15 protein-coding genes are annotated in these 18606 nt (G+C 72.9%); 2 read left to right on the top strand and 13 right to left on the bottom strand.

The window, feature by feature from the left end; all coding sequences use genetic code 11:
* Positions 1-5 precede the first annotated feature (5 nt).
* The 11 genes from WME79_RS20685 to WME79_RS20635 form a co-directional block, all read right to left on the bottom strand.
* Complete coding sequence (locus WME79_RS20685) at positions 6-1412, bottom strand: TolC family protein (RefSeq protein WP_437538364.1); 1407 nt, start codon at positions 1410-1412, stop codon at positions 6-8.
* A complete protein-coding gene (locus WME79_RS20680; RefSeq protein ID WP_437538363.1) occupies positions 1400-2617 on the bottom strand; it encodes an HlyD family secretion protein in 1218 nt (405 codons plus the stop codon). The genes WME79_RS20685 and WME79_RS20680 overlap by 13 nt, the downstream gene beginning before the upstream one ends.
* 156 nt (positions 2618-2773) lie before the next feature.
* Positions 2774-3457, bottom strand: coding sequence for a DUF4956 domain-containing protein (locus tag WME79_RS20675; RefSeq protein ID WP_437538362.1), 684 nt, complete (start codon positions 3455-3457; stop codon positions 2774-2776).
* 44 nt (positions 3458-3501) lie between these two features.
* Entirely contained in the window at positions 3502-5148 is a 1647-nt protein-coding gene (locus WME79_RS20670; RefSeq protein WP_437538361.1) for a CotH kinase family protein, read from the bottom strand.
* A 273-nt stretch (positions 5149-5421) separates the two neighbouring features.
* Positions 5422-6825, bottom strand: a complete 1404-nt coding sequence (locus WME79_RS20665; RefSeq protein WP_437538360.1) for a hypothetical protein — start codon at positions 6823-6825, stop codon at positions 5422-5424.
* Between the two features lie 83 nt (positions 6826-6908).
* Positions 6909-8921, bottom strand: coding sequence for a potassium transporter Kup (locus WME79_RS20660; RefSeq protein WP_437538359.1), 2013 nt, complete (start codon positions 8919-8921; stop codon positions 6909-6911).
* 198 nt (positions 8922-9119) lie between these two features.
* Entirely contained in the window at positions 9120-9620 is a 501-nt protein-coding gene (locus WME79_RS20655) for a hypothetical protein (RefSeq protein WP_437538358.1), read from the bottom strand.
* 79 nt (positions 9621-9699) lie between these two features.
* Positions 9700-10680: a hypothetical protein gene (locus tag WME79_RS20650; protein WP_437538357.1), complete on the bottom strand. Its 981-nt coding sequence runs from the start codon at positions 10678-10680 to the stop codon at positions 9700-9702.
* A 150-nt stretch (positions 10681-10830) separates the two neighbouring features.
* A complete protein-coding gene (locus WME79_RS20645; RefSeq protein WP_437538356.1) occupies positions 10831-12105 on the bottom strand; it encodes a tetratricopeptide repeat protein in 1275 nt (424 codons plus the stop codon).
* A complete protein-coding gene (locus WME79_RS20640) occupies positions 12102-12725 on the bottom strand; it encodes an RNA polymerase sigma factor (protein ID WP_437538355.1) in 624 nt (207 codons plus the stop codon). The genes WME79_RS20645 and WME79_RS20640 overlap by 4 nt, the downstream gene beginning before the upstream one ends.
* 151 nt (positions 12726-12876) lie before the next feature.
* A complete protein-coding gene (locus WME79_RS20635) occupies positions 12877-14388 on the bottom strand; it encodes a DUF2169 family type VI secretion system accessory protein (protein ID WP_437538354.1) in 1512 nt (503 codons plus the stop codon).
* 620 nt (positions 14389-15008) lie between these two features.
* Between WME79_RS20635 and WME79_RS20630 the strand changes: the two genes are divergently transcribed.
* Together WME79_RS20630 and WME79_RS20625 are read left to right on the top strand one after the other, a co-directional pair.
* On the top strand, positions 15009-15836 hold the full coding sequence (locus WME79_RS20630) for an SPOR domain-containing protein (protein WP_437538353.1): 828 nt from the start codon (positions 15009-15011) through the stop codon (positions 15834-15836).
* 21 nt (positions 15837-15857) lie between these two features.
* Entirely contained in the window at positions 15858-16994 is a 1137-nt protein-coding gene (locus tag WME79_RS20625) for a hypothetical protein (RefSeq protein WP_437538352.1), read from the top strand.
* Between the two features lie 49 nt (positions 16995-17043).
* Here WME79_RS20625 and nikR read toward each other — a convergent pair whose 3' ends face one another.
* Both nikR and WME79_RS20615 read right to left on the bottom strand, forming a co-directional pair.
* Positions 17044-17466 (bottom strand): nickel-responsive transcriptional regulator NikR, encoded by a 423-nt coding sequence (gene nikR, locus WME79_RS20620; protein ID WP_012236284.1) that lies wholly within the window; start codon positions 17464-17466, stop codon positions 17044-17046.
* Between the two features lie 14 nt (positions 17467-17480).
* Positions 17481-18599 carry a hypothetical protein gene (locus tag WME79_RS20615; RefSeq protein WP_437538351.1) on the bottom strand — a complete coding sequence of 373 codons (1119 nt, stop codon included), beginning with the start codon at positions 18597-18599 and terminating at the stop codon, positions 17481-17483.
* Positions 18600-18606: the final 7 nt, after the last annotated feature.

Here is an 18606-nt window from a genome sequence, read left to right as displayed (position 1 = left end):
CCTCTTCAGCGTCGCGCGGCGCCGCCCGGCGCCGCGGGGAGGTGGCCGCCGACGGCGCGGCGCAGCTCGGTGAGCGCCGTGCGGTGGCGGCGCACGAGCTCGAGGAGCTTGATCTCCATCTCCAGGCGCTGTTCGTCGGTAGCGAGGGCGTCCGCGGCGGGGAGGGCCCGGTCCTCGAGGGCGCGCCGGGCCGCCGCGGCCGCGCGCTCGGCGACGGGGAGCGCCCGGGCGCGGAGCTCGGTGACCAGCGTCGCGGCGGCCTCGACCTCCCGGAGGCGCGCGCGCACCTCGCGCGCGACCAGCCTCACCTGGGCGGTGAGGCCGCTCCGCGCCGCGCGGGTCGCCGTCTCCGCGGCGAGGGCAGCCGAGCGGTTGGAGTTGAAGATGGGCAGCTCGATGCCGGCCTCGAACGTCCAGCCCAGCCCGCGCTCGGTGCCAGGCGAGAACTCGTAGCCGAGCTCCAGGAACGAGAACCAGGGCCAGCGCTTGCGGCGCTCGATGAACGCCTGCGCGTCGGCGGCGTCGATCTGCGCGGCCGCGGCGGCGACCTCGAGGCGGTTTCTGAGCGCGGTCTCGATCAGCGCATCCTCCGAGGGGAGCGCGGGGGGCGGCCACGCGGCCAGCGGATCGCCGACGAGGCGCACGGGCGTGGCGGGGTCGAGCGCGACGCGCTCCAGGAGCTCGCCGCGCACGGCGCGCAGGCGCGCGCGGTGGTCCACGCTGTCCTGCTCCGCCTCGATCGCGGACAGCTCCGCCTTGGCCTCGTCGAGCGCCGTGGCCGCGGCAGCCTGGATCCGGCTCTTGGCGTTCGCGGCGATGGCCCGGCGCGCCGCGACGAGGGCGTCCGCGGCCGCGATCTCCGCCTCGAGCAGGAGCGCGTCGTCGAAGAGCCAGCGGATGTCCGCCTCGACGGCGAGCGCCTCGGCGTGGGCCTCCGCGCGCGCGGCGGCCTCCTCGGCGCGCGCCGCGGCGACCTCGGCGTCGATCTCGCCCGGGCGGGCGGGGCGGAAGCGGACCCCGGCAGCCAGCCGTGGCTCGCCGGCGAGGACCTCGTCGAGGCGCAGCTGCGAGACGCGGAGCTCCGGGTTCTCGTGGTGGCTCTCTGGCGCGGCCGCGGCTGCGGCCGCGTCCGCGCGGGCGGTGAGCTCGGCGAGGCGCGGGCTGTTGTCCCTGGCCATGGCCACCGCCTGGTCCACGGTCAGCGCGCCGGGAGCCGCGCCCGGGGCCACGCGCGCGGCGGGGCGGAGCGTGGGGCCTCCTCCCGGCGCGGGGTGAGCGCCGCCGCGCGCGCGGTCCTCGCGGTAGAGGGCGACGGCGCGCTCGACGCCGGGCGCGCCGCTCGGCGCGTAGCAGCCCGCGAGCGCGAGGCCCAGCGCGGCGAGGAGGGCGCGCTCGACCGTCAGCGGTCCCACGAGAGCTCCTGGAATGACGGCACGCTGCTGCCGGCGTCGAAGACGACCATCGGCTCGCCCGTGGACAACGAGGGCTCGCTTCCTTCTGCCGCGGCGGGCGGCGGTGGGGCGGCGGGGGACGGGGCGGCGCTGAGCGCGGCGTGGCCGGGCTTGAACACCACGTCGAACGCCTGGCCGGCGGGGACGTCCACGGGGTACTCGAGCGCGATGGTGACCTCGCGGCCCCACATGGGCTGCCGCGGCGAGATCCAGCAGCGCATGGGCAGCTCGGCGACGAGCGGGCCCAGCGCGGCGATCTTGCCGGGGAGCGGCTCGCCGCGCTGGCCGCGGACCCAGAGCCGGGCGGCGTCCCCCTCGGTGAGGCCGAGGGCGGAGCGCTCCGGGACGCAAGCGACCACGGTGCCGCGCGGGCTCACCACGCGCACCACGGGCTCGCCGGGCGCGGCCACGTCGCCGACCTGCTTGTCGATGCCGGCGACGCGCCCGCCGCTCGTGGCGCGGAGCGCGTAGCCCGCCCGGCGCTGCTCGAGCATCTCGACGTTGCGCCGGGCGACGAGCAGGTCGGCCTCCAGCTTGGCCGCGGCCGCGGGCGGCTGCCCCTCCGCCTCTTGCCGGCGCTGCTTGGCGACCTGGATCTGCCGGGAGAGGAGGCCGAGCGTGCGGGGCTTCTCCGCGGCGAGGGCCGCGGCGCCGGCTTGCTGCACGGTGAGCTTGGAGAGGTCGTCGACGACCGCCAGCCGGTCCTCGACGAGCTGCTTGACCCTGGTGACCTGGTCGCCGAGCACCTTGGCCTCGGCGGTCGCCTGGAGCTGCTCCTCGCGCTGCCGCGCCATATCGCGCTGGAGCTCCTCGACGGTCAGGTCGAGCTCGTGGGCGAGGAGGGACTGCTCGGCCCGCGCTTCGGCCTCGAGCTGCGCCGCCTCCGCCCGGGCGACGGCGATCTCGGCGTCGATCGCGGAGGTGTCCAGCGTGGCCACGACCTGCCCTGGGGCCACCTCGTCGTTGAGGCCGACGTGGATCGACGCCACCCGCGCGATCTCGGTGGGGGCGAGCGCCTGGAGCACCGGCTGCTCGAAGCCGACGATGGGCCCGCGATCGTCGCCGCCGAAATCATGGAGGTACGCGGTGACGCCGAGGGTGGCGACCAGGCAGATCCAGGGGGCGGCGTCCTGGAGCGCCGCGCGGAGTCGGTGGGTGATCATCATGGAAGGATCCTCGCGCGCTGAACAGCGCAATGAATCAACGGCACTGGTCCACTGCCCTCACAGCTCGTTCTGGGTCTCTGGCGCCACGCTCCACGCGATGTGCGAAGAAGACGCCGGCAGGGACCGGCGGGAGCGTGGGTATTCGAGGCCCCTGGTTCAGAGATCCAGCGTCGGCTCCTGCAGCATCAGGGAGACGTCGCGCATCCCCGGGAGGGCCTGGAGGCTGGTGACGAGCGGGGTGCGGAGCTCGGGGGTGAGGACGCTGATCTGGTAGGCGTGCTCCATGAGCGTCCCCTGCGCGGCCTCGCGGAGGGTCACCAGGGAGAACGTGCGGCAGTGCGCGCGGAGGATCTTGGCGATCGCCTCCTCGACCCCCTGTTCCGGCGGCGCGACGAAGCGGAGGAGGCCATCCGGTTGCCGGCGCGCGCCGTAGCCCGTGACGTGGAGGAGCACGGCCCCGCCCCCGAAGATCACCGTCCCCGCGATGGCGGTGCCGTAGGCCTGGAGGCCGCTCACCATCCCCACGCCGAGCGCCGCGAAGACGAAGATGATGTCGCGCGGATCGCGCATGGTGGTGCGGAAGCGGACCACGCTCAGGCCGCCCGCGACGCCGATGCCCGCCGCGACGTTGGCGCCGACGGCGAGCATCAGCATGCACGTGATGATGCTGCCCATGGCCATCCCATGCACGGTGGTCCGCGCGTACGACAGGCCGCGAAAGGTGGCCATGTACACGGCGGCGATCACCTGGCCGAGCCCGAAGGCGAGCAGGAGGGCCACCACGGCCCTGCGCCACTCGAAGACATTCCCGGTGATGATAGGCTCGAACAGCTCGTTCATATGGCCCTTCCGCGCGGCGCTCGCCGGTCAGCGATCCCTGTGCGTCACTGCCCGAGGAACGTGGTCACGTCCTCCTGGCGCGTGCTGGCGTGGGCGATCAGCTCGTCCAGGGCATCGTTGAACGAGGCCTCCGATTCCACGAAGGTGTGTTTCTCTATCTCGCCCTCCGGGCCGACGACGTACGGCGCGATCAGCGCGTGCGCCTCGCGGAAGCGCTGCTCGGCGGCGGCCGGCTCGTAATCGACCTGCACGGTCTGGGCGAGGTCGTCCCGGTAGATCTCGGCGTAGACCGGATCGTCGAGGAGGAAGCGGATCAGCGGCCATTCGTCGGTGACCTCGTCCAGCGAGAGGGACAGCCCCTGGCCGAATCCCCCGCTCGTCGCGAACGCGAAGCTGTGATCCCAGGGGATCCACCGGAACTCGCCGTCTCTGTCTTCGTCCGCGTACAGGAAGTAGTTGTGCGCCATGCGGCCGTACTGGTCCCAGTCCTCGACCACGGTGTTGACGGCGAGCCAGCGCAGGAAGCCCTCGACGTCGAGGTGCGCCTCCAGCCCGGCGCGCCACGCCGCGGCGTCGGTCCGGTCCGCGTGCAGCGCGTCGAAGAGCGCCTGCGCGTCCGAGAAGTCGGCCTCGTCCTCGTTGTTCTCCTTGCCGAGGGTGTCCGGATCCCACGTGGCCCAGGTCGCGCCGGCGCCGTCGGGCTTGTAGACATTGCCGTCGTCGTTGTCGAACTGGGCCTTCAGGAACACCTTGTCCGAGGGGAGCTCGATCCCGGTGTACAGCCCGAAGTAGGTGGGCCCCTCTCCGTGATCGATGAAGACCCGGTAGAAGGCGGTCGCCGGCGACGGGACGCCCGCTCTGGCGAAGATCTCGGTCGCGATCTTCTCGCGCACAAGCGATGGATCCCCCGTACCGTTGGCCAGGCTCAGGTTCTTGAAGCCGTAGAACCGCTGGTCCTTGATCTCCGGGTGATCGTCCTCGAACTTGTCGAACGACAGGCGGAGCGGGAGCTTCAAGCTGCCCTGCGACCAGGACATGGCCAGGCTGGAGTTGCCCTTGAAGCGGATGCCGACGTGATGCCACTCCCGGTCCTCGGTCGCGACGTCGCACTCGACGTAGATGGGCGTGTCGTCGACCAGATCGATGCTGCCGCCATCCGGCCCTCCCACCCCTCCCGGCCCGCCGCTCGGCTGGCAGAACAGGCTGCCGTCGCTGTACTCGGCGCATGTCCCCGCGAGCTCGTTCCCTGCGAATTGCGCGGCGCAGGCGTCGCCGAGCGCGAGCCCGGCGCACGCGTCGAAGAGCTCCTGCGGCGGCGCGCCGCCGGGGCCGCCCGGGGCGCTGCCGCCCGCGCCGCCGCCCGGATCGGTCGGGACGCCGAGGCCGCCCTCGCCGAAGGCGCCCACCAGGGCGGTCATGTCGTCGAGCATGGCCTGCCAGTTCTCCCGCGTGATGGTGATATCGAGGCGGGGCACGCGGTCCTGCGGAAACGCAGCATCGTAGTCGGGGTCCTCCTTGGCGTCCTCCTCGCCGCCCGAGCCCGCTCCCCCTGCGCCTCCACCTCCCATCCCCGTGCTGGCGGTCGCCCCTGTGGTTCCATCGGAGTCAGCGGCCGAGTCGCCGCAGCCCTGAAGCGCCGCGGTGGCCAGCACAACGGCCGTCGCCGTGGTCGTAAGGAATCTAATCTCCATCGATTCACTCCCGTGCTCGCGTGGTGGATGGAGATCCTGTGACGAAATTGTGTTACGTGAACGAAGGAATTGTTTGGAACTGTGAAGACACTGTGACAGGCGCGCCCGCCCGCCCGCATATCCCGGGAGCTCCGAGCCGTGCGCACCATGGATGGGTATGCGGGCCTGGCGCCGGACTTCGTCCGGTGCGTGATCGAGGTTCCGTTCGGCGAACTCCATGCTCAGGCGTGCCGTTGCGCCTGTGCCGGCCCGGCGACCCCGGCTGTCGCCCGCTCACTCCGGGAAGAACGTCTCGACCGTGACCGCCGGCGTCCCGTCCGCGTGGATCCCGCCGAGCACCGCGAGCGTCCCGTTCGGCGCGGGCACCACGGCCGCGCCGCGCCGCGGCTCCTTCAGCGGCAGCTCCTCGACCTGCGCCGCCGCGACGTCGACAAGGAAGCTCCGCGTCAGCCCCTCCTCGCCGGCCTCGGAGCCCACCGCGAGGATGCGCCCGCCGGCCAGCGCGAACGCGGCGACACCACCGATGGCCGCGGGCAGCGCGGCGCCCTCGACCTCCACCGCCGCGCAGGTCGCGGCGCACCCCGGCGCGAGCCGCCGGGTCGGCGCCGCGGCGCCGCCCTGGACCCCGCCGACGAGCGCGATCTCCCCGGGACCGGTCACCGCGGCGCCCGCCCCCTCGGAGGCGTCCGGCGGAAACGGCCTCGGCAAGAACTCGGTCGCGCCGTCGCCGAGCACCTCCAGCCCCGCGCCGTCCACGCTCCCGCCCGCGACGACCAGGCCCACCCCTTCCAGCCACACCGCCGCGGCGCCGGCCCGCGCATGGCGGAGCTTCGCCACCGAGAGCGCCCCGTCCGCGCCGACGACGAGCACCTTGTCCGAAGGCGCGCCCGGCGCCCCCGCGGCCGCGCCTGCGCGCGTCGCGCCGACCACGAACGAGCGCCCGTCCGAGGCCTCGACCGTCCGGCCGCCCGCCACCTCCGCGAAGGAGCCGAGCCCCTCGGGCAGCGACGCCTCGGCGCTCTGCCCCGCCGCGAGGTCAGTCCAGGTCGCGCCCTCGTCGTCCAGGGTGAGCAGCAGGTCTCCCCGGACGACGAGCGACCGCGCCGTCCGCGGGAGCGCGCCGCTGGTGGCGCTCCCGCCCCACGTCGCGAGGTCGTACGCGTCGAGCCGCGCCGGGTCGACGTCACCCGCGGCGGCGCCCACGGCCGCGGCGCCGCCGGTGAGGATCAGGTAACGCTCCGCCAGCGCCACCCCGGGCGCGCCGACGCGCGACGCCGCGAGCTCGCCCGGCGGCCGCGCCCACCGGCCGGTCCGCTGGGCGAAGAGCGGCAGCACGTCGCCCGTCAGCGCGGCGAGGTAGATGCCCGCCGCGGAGCGCCCCCGCACCACGGTCGCGCCGCCCGCGTCGACGCCGCGCACCTCGAACGTGTACGCCCTCTGGGCCGGGATCTCGCCGAAATCGAGCTCGCCGCCCGGCGCCGCCGCCGCCGACACGGTGACGTCTCCCTCGGCCGCCGTCGCGGTCACCTCGATCCGGGCGACAGGCGGATCTTCGTGGAACGCGGTCGCCTCGTGCCCCGGCACGACCTCGATCGTGAGCGTCCACGGCCCTTCGGCGCAGCCCAGTAGCGACAGGCCGAGCGCGGGCAGGACACGGCCCAGGAGCGGGATCTTCATGAGGGCCGAGTCATAGCGCCTCGAGCGCGCGAAAGCCCAGCGGAGGTGCACCGATCGGGCTGCGCGCCGATCTTCACCATCCGCTACAGGTCGACCTGCACGCCGATCTCCACCACCCGCTCCGGCGGCAGCCTGAAGTAGTCGGACACCGCGCCGGCGTTCCGCGCCATCACCGCGAAGATCGTCTCGGTGACCTTGCCCATCCGGCCCCTGTCGGTGGCGAGGATCGTCTCGCGGCCGAGGTAATAGGCCACGTCCGCGAAATCGATGGGCAGCGCGTGCGCCGCCGCGGCCCGCCGCAAGAGGGCCGGCACGTCGGTCGACTGCATGAAGCCCGAGCGGATGACGACCTGGTGAACCCCCTTGTCGAGGCTCGTCACGTCGAGACGCTCCCTGTCGGCGACCCGCGGGACGTGCTCCGTCACCACGGTCAAGATCACCACCGTCTCGTGGAGCACCTTGTTGTGCTTGAGGTGGTGCGTCAGCGCGTAAGGCGTCTTGCCCGCGCGAGCGCTCAGGAACACCGCCGTGCCGGGGACGCGCGCGCGGCACTTCGCGTCGAGATCGCGCACGAAGGTGTCGACCGAGGGGGCCGCCCGCGTGAAACGCTCGGCGAGGATCGCGCGGCCTCGCTTCCAGATCACCATCATGGTGAACAGGACCGCAGCGATGACCGCCGGCACGTACCCGCCGTCGAGGAACTTGATCAGGTTGGCCCCGAAGAACGGCAGATCGAACGAGAGGAACAGGATCAGCAGCGGCAGCGCCTTCGCGAGCGGGACTCGCCACGTGTGCCGCATCACGACGAAGAAGACGATCGACGTGATCCCCATCGTGCCGGTCACCGCGATGCCGTACGCCGCGGCCAGCCGGCTCGATTGCTGGAAGACCAGCACGAGCGCGAGGCACCCGGCCGCGAGGGCCCAGTTCGTCAGGGGGATGTAGATCTGCCCCGCGGCCTCGCTCGAGGTGTGGCGCACCTGGGTCCGCGGCAGGTACCCGAGCTGGATCGCCTGGTGCGTGAGCGAGTAGGCGCCCGAGATCAGCGCCTGCGACGCGATCACGGTGGCCATGGCGGCGAGCGCGACCAGCGCGTAGGTGAGGGGACCCTTCGGCACCATCGCGAAGAACGGGTTCGCGGCGGCCTCGGGCGCTTGCAGCAGGAGCGCCCCCTGGCCGAAGTAGTTGAGCACGAGCGCCGGCAGCGCGGCCGCGTACCAGGCGAGCCGGATCGGGCCGCGCCCGAAGTGCCCCATGTCCGCGTAGAGCGCCTCGCCCCCCGTGATGACGAGGACGACCGACCCCAGGATCGCGACCCCATGGAGGCCGTGGGCGGCGAAGAAACGCGCCGCGTACACGGGGTTCAGCGCGGCGAGCACGGCCGGGTTCCTGGCGATGAACACGAGCCCGAGCACGGCGAGCGCGGTGAACCAGAGGACCATGATGGGGCCGAAGACCTTGCCGACGCGCGCCGTCCCCCAGCGCTGCACGCTGAAGAGCCCGACGAGGATCGCGCAGGTGAGCGGCACGACGAACGGCTTGAGCGAGGTCGTCGCCACCTCGAGCCCCTCCATGGCGCTGAGCACGGAGATGGCGGGCGTGATGACGCCGTCGCCGTAGAGGAGCGCGGCGCCGAGCACCACGAGCCCGGCGAGCCATCCGACGCCCTGCGTCCCGCTGGCGCGCAGGCGCTCCGGCACCAGCGCGAGCAGGGCGAGGATGCCCCCCTCGCCGTCGTTGTCGGCCCGCGTGATGAAGGTGACGTACTTGACCGTGACCACCATCATCAGCGACCAGAAGAGGAGCGAGAGCAGCCCGAGGACGTTGTCGGGCGTCGGCGGGACGCCGTGCGTCGCGCTCACGCACTCCTTGAGCGCGTAGAGCGGGCTCGTGCCGATGTCGCCGAAGACGACCCCGAGCGCGGCCAGGGCGAGCGCTGCCTTGCCGCCGTGGTGGCCGTGCGCCGCGGCCGCGTCCGCGTCACGTCGAGCCGCGCCGGCCTGCGACGAGCCGCCGCCGGGCGCTGCTGGATCCGTCGAGCCGCGAGGAGCAGGCCGAGCGCCGGGAGGGCGCGCCGTGGTGTCGGGGTGGTCCATGGGGCGGAGTCATAGCGCATCGGTGGCATTCCGATGAATCGAATCCTCCACGGAGGCTCGCGTGGGCCGGCGCGTGATGAATGATGCGTTGAGGTGAAGCTCTCGTCGCGAGACCGAAACCATCATCGCAGTTACGTGTCGCCGCGCGGGGCCGCGGGCAGAGCGAGATGGATTGGCCAGGTTTGTCGACCTCGACCTTCAGTCACATTCGTACTTCCACATGCAGAAGCCCTGTTCGTCTGTGACACCAGCCCCGTGGAACATGTGCCAGCACTCCATGCCACTCGGGCACGTGGTGTTCTCGTCGCAGGGCAACTCGCAGATCGAGTTGCACACCGGCGTGGCGGTTCCGCTCGGCGGCCGCGGGCAGTCCTCCGCCGTTTCGCACTCGTAGTTGCATTGCGCCGCCACATCGCACCACGTCGATCCATCGTCCTGTCGCTCGGCCACGTACGCCACCCTGCACCTGCGCTCTTCACCGCTCGGCTCGGGATCCGGACAGACGTGGGGGAGGGCGAAGTTGCCCTCGTCCCCGGAGGAAACGCAGGCAGCCCACGGCCCTTCGGTGGCCCCCTCGACCGTGGTCGCCAGGTGGACTTCCACGATCGGATCGACATGGCGGTCGCCGCACGCCGCCTGTGCGGACGCGAAGGCCGCCGACAAGCCCAGAGCCCAGAGCTTCGTAGCCGTGATCTTCATTGGGTCCTCCACGCCGCGCGCCGACGCGCCCGGCGTCAAGATGGTCTGCGCTGAGGTCACGGAAGCTGCCCATTTCGGCTCACGGCAACACGACCTCCACCCCGAGAGAGGCGCCCAGGAACGGGCGACCCCACGCGTCGGTCGCGCGGCCTGAGGCGTCGATCACGATGCGCGGCACCGCGATCCCGGCGAGCAGGTGCTCGCTGATCCGCAGGTGTGGAATCGGCGCGAAGGAGAGCCCTGCGCGCAGGTACGTCGCGACCGCATACGCGTCCTCCGACCTGCCGGCGTACCGGGGCGAGCGGCCTTCGCCCTCGACGTGCAGCCAGGCGGCGGCGAGCCCTGCGCCGGCCGATGGCAGCCACGCGGCGTCGGTGGGGCCGAGCGGGACGCGCACCCCCAGGGCGGCGAGCGCTATGCGCGTGTGCCGCGTCCCCTCTTTGCCCTCACGGCTCGCGCTGGCGAGCGGGATCTGGACGAAGCTGGAGAGCCCCAGACGAGACCAGATCATCGCGTACCCCGACACGTCGAGCATCGGGCTGGCGGGCACGCCGCCTGCGCTCCACAGCACCGCGGGGGCCGCCCCGATGCCGAACGTCGTCGGAGCTCTTCGGGTCGCGCCTGGCCTCGCGGCTGGGGGAGGGGGCGCGCGGGAGGCGCCGCCGGCTCGCGGGCGCGCGGCGGCGACGGGCGCGGGCCTGGCCGGCGGTGGCTCTTGCATGTCGACGGTGGCGGGGGCCTCCAGATCGGCTTCGACCTCGCCCTGCGATGGACGGGGCGAGCGCACCTCCAGGAGGCTCGCGCGCAGGAGCTCCACCGTGCGAACCGCGACCGTGGCTGGATCGTCGGCCATCACGGCGCTCTGGACCGATGGGCTAGCCGCACCCTGGGCGATCGAGACCTCGACGCCACCTGGCACCTCCGTCACCCGGATCTCTGCCGCCGCTCCGGCCTCGCGCGCGCTCGTCTCGATCGGCCCCTGGGAGGGCGGCTCGGCGCCGCCCCTCACGACCACCACGGTGAATCCGAGCGTGGCGAGCTCGGCATAGACGCGGGCCATGATGGGATCCGACCGGCGATCGGCGATCAGGATGACCTTCGGGCGTGGAGGCTCCGGCGGCGCCGCGCGCGCTTCGGGTGCGACGAGGAGGCAGAGCGCGAGTGCCCAGGCTCCGCCGTGCGTCCCGCGAGCTGGCTTTCGAGATCGCACTCACTCCCCCTCGAGGAGATCCCTGGCGTGCGCGGCGTGCGGCCCCGCCGGATAACGCGCCAGGTAGCGGCGCGCGGCCTCGCGGGCCTCGCTGGCCGAACCCATCGACTCTCGGCATTCGATGACCCTCCCGAGCGCTTCCTGCGCAAAGGAGCCGCCCGGTTGCTCTTCGAGGTATGCGCGAAACCAGCGCTCGGCCTCGGCGTACGATCGCCGCTGGTCGAACGCCATCCGGCCGAGGTGGAAGGCGGCCTTCGCCGCCTCGCCCGAGCCCGCGAACCGGCTCCGCGCCGCGGTGAGCGCCGCCGCGGCGCGATCCGGCTTCCCGGAGAAGCGCGCGACGTCCGCGAGCGCCAGCAGATCCGCCGCGCTCGCGCGGGCGACGAGCCCGTCGAAGCCCTCGGCCTCGGCCGCCGTCATGGCCTCCTGGTACCTGTCGCTGGCCACGAGATCGCGCCAGCTCGTCCGTCGGGGGGCGGCGTCCGTGGCCTTCGCGACCATCGCTCGTTCGCTGGCGCCGGTCGGCGCGGGGGCTGGCTCGGAGGCCGCCTGATCGATGCGCGTGGAGGGCGGCGCAGGCGGCGCGGCGGCGCGCAGCTCCCCGCGCGTGAGCTCGAAGCGCTGCTCCTTGCAGAAGACCTCGAGCGTCTCTCCCGCAGCGACGGCGCGCCGCCCGCCCACGAGCGGTCCCGACACGGCGACCGATCCTTCCCGCAGCACCAGCTTGAGCTCCTCGCTCGTCGGGGACCAGCTCAGCTCGAAGCGCGTGCCGGTGACCAGCACGTCGAACGGGCCCACATCGAAGGTCCAGGCGCTCGTCGCGGTGTGGGTCACCGTCGCCGTGAGCCGGCCGCCTTCCAGCAGCACGCGCGCGCCATGCGCGTCGGCGGCCACCACGCGCGCCCGGGCGTTCGCGTCCAACGCGAGGGACGTGCCGTCCGAGAAGGCGACCGCCAGAGGAGCATCCGCGCTGGCGGCGATCCACGCCCCGACCTGACCTTGCGCCGAGCCGACCGCGAACGAGAGCGACCGCGACGACGATGGGAGCAGGAAGAGGAGCAGCACTGCACAAGCTCCTGCCAGCGCCACGAGGGCTGCGGGCGCGATCCACCGGGGACGCGGGGGGCCGAGGCGGGCAGCCCCGGGACGGGAGGATCCGCCGGCCGCGACCTCCAGGAACAGTCGGCGCGCACCATCGAGATCCTGCGCCGAGAGCTCCTCATCCTGGGCCCGACGGAGCTCACGAAGACGATCGAGCGAGGGAGGATCGCTCATGACGCGCCTCCCTTCAGCCACCCCTCGAGGGCGGGTTGGTCCCGCGCCGCCTCGAGGAAGTTGGCCTCCGCGCGGGCCAGCCTTCGCTTGATGGTCGCGAGCGAGACGCCGCACGCGCCGGCGACCTCCTGGAGATCCATCCCCTCGATGCGCCGCAGCGCGAACGCGATGCGCTCGTCGGCCGGGAGCCGCTCCAGCGCGCGATAGGTCGCGCGCAGCGCCTCGCGGGCTTCACCTTCGTACGGGGGCTCCACGAGGGGTGGGAGCTCGTCGGGGGCGAAGAAGAGGAGCCATTTCCGGCGCGCGCGCCGCTGGATGCAGGTCCGCGCCGTGAACACGGCGACCGAGGTGATCCACGCCTTCAGCGCCGCCGGATCGCGCAGGGTGTCGAGGGAGGACAGCGCGCGGACGAAGGCGTCGTGATGAGCGTCGGAGAGGTCGCGGCTGCCGCCGAGCAGCCGGCCGAGGACGCGGAGCACGTGCCCGGAGAAGCGCTCGTGGAAGGCGGAGAGCGCGGCAGGGTGCCTCGCGCGGAGGCCCTCCACGAGCGCCTCGTCGCTCGCATAGGCGACCACGCCGAGCCTTCGCGGCGGGGCGAGCGCGCTGGCGCGCATCACCATGAACGTGGGGCTCCGCTGGGAATGACCGAACGCCTCCTGCCGCCTCGTGATCCGATCGGCCCCCTTGAGTCACGGCAGCGCCACAAGACGGCTCACCGCGGAGGAAGTCCGCCGGAATTGGCCCGACGCCCGGCGCGCTGGCGCCGCGCCGCTATGCCCGCTTGCTCTTGGAGGTGTAGAGGAGCCGCTGAACATCGACCGTCGGTCGCTTGGGCGCCCTGGGCGGGGCGGACGCGCGCGCCGGCTCGTCCAGGGCCGCCGACGGGGCCCAGCGTGGCGGAGCGGGAGGCGAGGGAGGCGAAGGATCCGGCGGCGGCGCCCTGAAGAACGACACCGCGTCGACGACCTGGACCGGAGGCGTCGCGAGGGGCAACGCGGGAGCCGGGGGGACCGCTGGCGGAGGATCGGACGGGGCCGCCGGCGAAGACCGCACCTCGGGCGGCGCCGCTTCCGCGTGGCGCTCGCCGCCGTCGAGGAAGGGCAGGACGGCCTGTGGCGTCGCGGTGCGCTCGGCGCCCGAGCCCAGCTCGAGGGTCCCTGTGAGCGCGTGCTCCGGGGGCGTGCGCGCGGGGCCTCGCGGCGACAGCGCGAGCAAGGTGGGGGGGCCCGGCCGGAAGGGGAGCAAGGACCCCGAGGGCCGTGGGCGCTCGCCGGTCAACCCGAGCGTCATGTCGCCCCCCGAGAGGCCGCGCGTCTCCTCCAGGCTCTCGGCCTGTGGTCCGGCGGCAGCGGGCGCCGGCGGCGGCCGGCTGGCGAGCGGCGCGGGCCACGCGATCGGCTCGTCCCCGACCTGGACGCCGGCCACGACGTGCGCCGACGCGAGCGCGGCCTCGCTCGCGACCGGGAAGCTGCCGCGCCACACCACGGTGCAGCGCTGCTCGGCGCCGTCGATGCGCAGCGTGTCGGCCCGGAGGCTCAGCGGCGCTCCCTCGGCGAGAGAGGAGCCGCCGAGCCCGTGGATCCGCGCCACGCCGGCGGCCCAGGGCAGGCGCATGCGCAGGCAGGGCACCGTGGCGTGCAGCCCCGCGAGCAGGATCCACTCGTCGCCGCGCAGGGCGTCGATCTGCTGATCGGGGGGCGCTGCCTGGAAGTACGACCAGTCGAAATCATCCGGGATGTCGGCGATATCGCGCTGGAGGGCCTGCGACGACGTGGACCCGAGCAGCCGCTTGCGGGCAGGCATCCAGCACCCCACCGGGCCGAAGCTGGCGGGGTGCCGCGGATCGACGGGATCGAGGACGTTCGGCTCGGCGGTTCCCGGGTTCAGCCCGACGCCGAGGGGGTTCTCCCTCGAGCCGATCCCGCCGAACGCTCGGTCGTAGACGACCGGCAACCACTGGAATCCCTCCTTCGCCTGGATCACGAGCGACTTGTCGAGGATCGCCTGCGCGCCGCGAAAGAGCCCTATCCGCGCTTCCATGCGCTGGACGGTGCGCCCGTGCGGGGCGTACGCGTGCCCCGTGAAGACCACGTCGGCGCGGGGCAGGTAGGGGGCGATATCGCTCGTGAACCGGACGCTCCGCCCGGGGTTGTTGTGATGATGGATCTCGGTGCGGAGGATCTCCTGCGGCGCCGTGCGAACCATGGCCGCGTCGTGCGCGAAGGCGAATGTCGCCTTGACGATCGCGGTGACGTGGAGCTGGCCCTTGAAGCGCCACGCCATTGCGGTGGCGGACGCGCCCGGTGCCGGTGTGACTGCGACAGGGGAGGGGGCTGTCATTGCGGCGGCTAGCGAGAACGGTAGCACCCGGACAGAGGCGCCTGTCAACGCTGGGGCCAGCCGGATACCGCTGCCTCCGTGAAGAAGCGAGCCAGTCGCAATCCCGTCATGCAATCGATTCATTTCGTTTCATTGGATGCGGGCGCCGGGCGCTCGGGCACGACTGCCTACATCTGTTGGAAAGTGCGTTTCGAGCGCTGCGGGCCGGAGCCTCGCGCGCACCTCTTGCGCCGATGGCGCGCCGGGCGGCGAAGCGTGGATGATCGCGGATCACCACGTCTCCACTGCTCGCCAGGGGAGACGTCCGCTGGAGGATCCGCTCCAGACGTCGTGACCGGACCGGCCACGCGAAGCGGCTCGCGAAGCCGGCCAGCGTCCGCCCGGCGCCAGCCGAGAACTTTCCCCGCGCGCGCCGCGCATGCGAGGCTGCCCGGCCCCGCCGAAGCGCGCTCACCCGAGAGCGCTCGTCCAGCGATCGGACCCATCCGGGTGATGTAGGATAAAGTAGCACACGAAAGTTGTGGGTCGCCGGCCGGGCAGGGTAGACGGGGCGAGGAGGACGCATGAGGCGCAGCAAGGGCGAGAGCATGGACACCGGGGCGGTGCGGAACCTCGAGGAGATCCAGGAAGAGGATCCCGGGGCTCGCCCGTCGCGCGCGGGCGCGCTGGTGCTGGCCTCGCTCGGCGGGGCGTGCATCGTCTTCGCGGCGGTGGCGCTCCTGCGCGCCCCGCACCGCGAGCGGCCGGTCACCACCGATCCGCTCGGTGATCTGGTCGCGCGCGCCCACCCGGCCGGCGTGAAGCCGGCCCCGCGCCCTGCCACGATCGGGGAGGACGTGACCTTCCCCGCGGTCCTCTCGGACGCGGAGCACCCGACGACCGCGCTCGAGGCCGTGCGCGACCCGCGGGCGGCCAAGGAGGCCACCTCCGCCGAGGCGCCCGCCGCGGAGCCCGGCCCGCCGCCTGCCGCGGACCGGCTGCCTGTGGTGCCGCTGCCGGCGCAGCACGTGCTCGGGCCCCCCGGCGGCGAGGTCGCCCCGAACGACACGCTCACCGCGATGGCCCGCCACGTGTCGCGCGAGGAGGGCCCCGAGACCGAGCGGGGAGGGCCTGGCGGCTACCAGCTCCAGGTGAGCTCGTTCAAGGACCCCACCGACGCCGAGAACTTCGCGGCGGCCCTGCGCCGGCGCGGGCACAAGGCGTACGTCGAGCCGGCGTACGTCAAGGGCCGCGGCCTCTGGCACCGGGTGCGCGTCGGCCCCTTCAAGTACAAGCGTTCGGCCGTGATCTACCGGCAGGAGTTCGAGGCCAAGGAGCGCCTCGTGACGTTCATCGTCGACCCGCCCAAGACCACGGTGAAAGTGGCCGACAGCACCGGTGACGACGCCTAGCCTGGAAGATCAGCCGAGGTCTTGATGTACGAACGAGCGGCGCGGCGCCTGCTTGCGCGATCCACGCTGGCGCTCCTCGCGGTGAGCTCCGGAGCGCTGTCAGGGTGCAACGCGCTCTCGGGGGTCGATGGGCTTCAGTTCCTGGGAGACGAAGGGCAAGGCGGTTCAGGCGGGCAAGGCGGCTCCGGCGGGCAGGGCGGCTCGGGTGGTCGAGGTGGATCAGGCGGCTCGGGCGGCGCCTGTCCGAACGGCGAATGCGCCCCCGCAGACGAGCTAGCCACCGGGCTGCTCCGGCCGCTCGGCATCGCCGTGGACGCGACGCACATCTACTGTGCGAGCCGGGGCGACCCGGGCATGCGGAACGGCTCGGTCAGCCGGGTGCCGCTCGACGGCAGCGACAGGACGCCTCCGCCGCTCCAGGACGGGCTCGACGAGCCGGCCAGGATCACGGCGGACGCGAGCTGGGTCTACTGGACGAACTACGGCGGCGGCATGGAGCTCGCGGGCAGCGTCATGAAGGTGTCGCTCGACGGCAGCGACAAGCCACCCCCGCTCGCCACGGGGCAGCACGGCCCCCTCGGCATCGCTGTCTTCGGCGACGATGTGTACTGGGTGAACCACGAGGGCAACGAGCTCCGATCGCTGGGCGGCGCCGTGGAGGCAGGCGGCGACCCGAGCGGGGTCGCGATGGATGCCAGCAACGTCTACTGGACGAACAGCACCGGCGGCTCGGTCCAATACAAGAACCGCGGCAACATCGAGGTGTTCGATCTCGCCTCCGATCAAGCCGGTCCCAACAACATCGCAGTGGACGACGAGCACGTCTACTGGACGAACAACGACTGGACGAGCGGCGCCGGCACCGTCATGAGGGCGTCGAAGGCCGGCGGCGAGGAGCCCGTGGTGCTCGCTTCAGGGCAGAGCCATCCGTTCTTCATCGCCGTGGATGGACGGCATGTCTACTGGACGAACTTCGGCGACATGGGCGCCATGAACGGCTCGGTGATGAAGGTGTCGAAGGCCGGCGGCGAGGAGCCTGTGATGCTCGCCGCCTCGCAGGACGCCCCGACCGGCATCGCGGTCGACGAAGCGCACGTTTACTGGGCAAACGAAGGCCTGGCGAGCAGCAATGGCACGATCATGAAGCTGCGCAAGTGACGGCCGGCGCCCCGCCGCGTCAGCCCCGCGGCGGACGCGCCGCCCCTTGCTACCGGCGCGCCGCCCCCGGGAGCGCCGCGGCCGGCGTGAGCGCGCAGGACAGCACCCCCTTGGCCCCGGCGAGCTGCCCGGCGAGCTCGGACAGCTCCTGCCCGCGGCCCTTCAGCACCATCACCTGGAGCAGCCGGGCCGCGTCGAGGCGGACCAGCAGGCTGGAGACCAGAGACCCCGCGCGCCGCTCCTCCAGCTCGGAAATCCGCAGCACGAGCTCTCGCACCTCGGGCTCGTAGACGAGCGTCAGCGTGGCCGCCACCTCGGCCCCCTCGTCCAGCGCGGCGCGCGTCAGATCCGCGCGGACCAGATCCCGCAGCGCCTCCGAGCGGTTCTCGTAGCCCTGCGCGGTGATGCGCCGATCGAACTCGGCCAGCAGCGCGCGATCCATCGCCACGCCGAAGCGGACCAGGTCGCTCATCGCTCGTCCCCCGTTCAGCTCTTGCGCCGCTCGAGGTGCCGCCTCGCGGCGTCCTTCACCGGCGACGTCACGTTCTTGCTCTTCGCGATGCCCCGGAGATCGGACTCGCGCAGGTGCTGGACCAGCCGCGTCGCGACGAGGACCGGCGTCCTCGGGTTCTCCACGAGGTTCCGCTTCACCGTGTAGCTCTTCAGCCACTCGGGCGTCGTCGAGATGATCCGCAGCACCTCGTCCGAGATGTTCCGGTTGCGGCTGATGAGGACGACCTCCTCCTCCTGCATCTGCGGGCTGCGCACGGCGGCGCTGGCCACGAGGCGGTTCGAGTCGCGCACGAGCAGCATGCGCTCCTCGCGCGAGCCGAGCATCGCCCGCCGGATCCGCTGCGACATGGTCATGTCGGCGAGCCGCTTGTAGAGCGGGACGTACTGCTCCTTGATCGCCTCCTTGCCCTCCTCGTCCTCGACGTGGGTGTCGACCGGCTCGTCCGCCGCGAGCGCCTCCGCGAGCGCCTGCGTCTCGCTGAACAGCACGTCGTCCGGCGTGGGCTCGGGCGACGGCTCCGCGATGAGCTCGTCCTTGATCGCGATGCTGACCTCGCGCCACGCCGGGATCCCCGTGAGCTCGACCCCGTTGCGGGACGCGAGATCGACGAGGCGGTCGGCGGTCGACATCCGCGTGTTCTTGTTGAGGTAGAGCCGCTCGATGACGCGCGGGTTCCTGAGCAGCCGCTCTTCGTTGACCGCGATGAGCTCCGTCACCGCCTCGCCCCCGGTCCGCGCGAGCTCCTCGAGCGTCTCCGCGGCGATGCCCGGCATCGCGCAGAGCCTCTCGACGACCGGGAGGCGATCCGCGTACCCGCGGGCCAGCCGATCGATGACCGGCGGCTGCAGATCCGCGCCGAGCGCGCCTTGAAGCAGCGGCTCGGGGAGCGCCGCCAGCGTCTTCTCCGCGGTCTCGCGGGCCGGCTCCTCCTCGCGCGACGCGAGCAGCACGAGCACCGTCACGACCTCGCCCGGCTTGAGCCCGGGGGCGATGCCGCGCGCCGCCATCTCCCTGAGCTTCTGCGGCGCGCTCGGCTGCGCCAGCTTCTGCGCGGGCGCCGAGAGGGCGCTGACGTCGATCGGCGCGGTCATCGAGGCG

The sequence above is a fragment of the Sorangium sp. So ce726 genome, from assembly GCF_051521405.1.
Taxonomy (GTDB): Bacteria; Myxococcota_A; Polyangia; order Polyangiales; family Polyangiaceae; genus Sorangium.
Note: the sequence above shows the minus strand (reverse complement) of the source record. Positions and strands in the feature narration are given on the sequence as shown.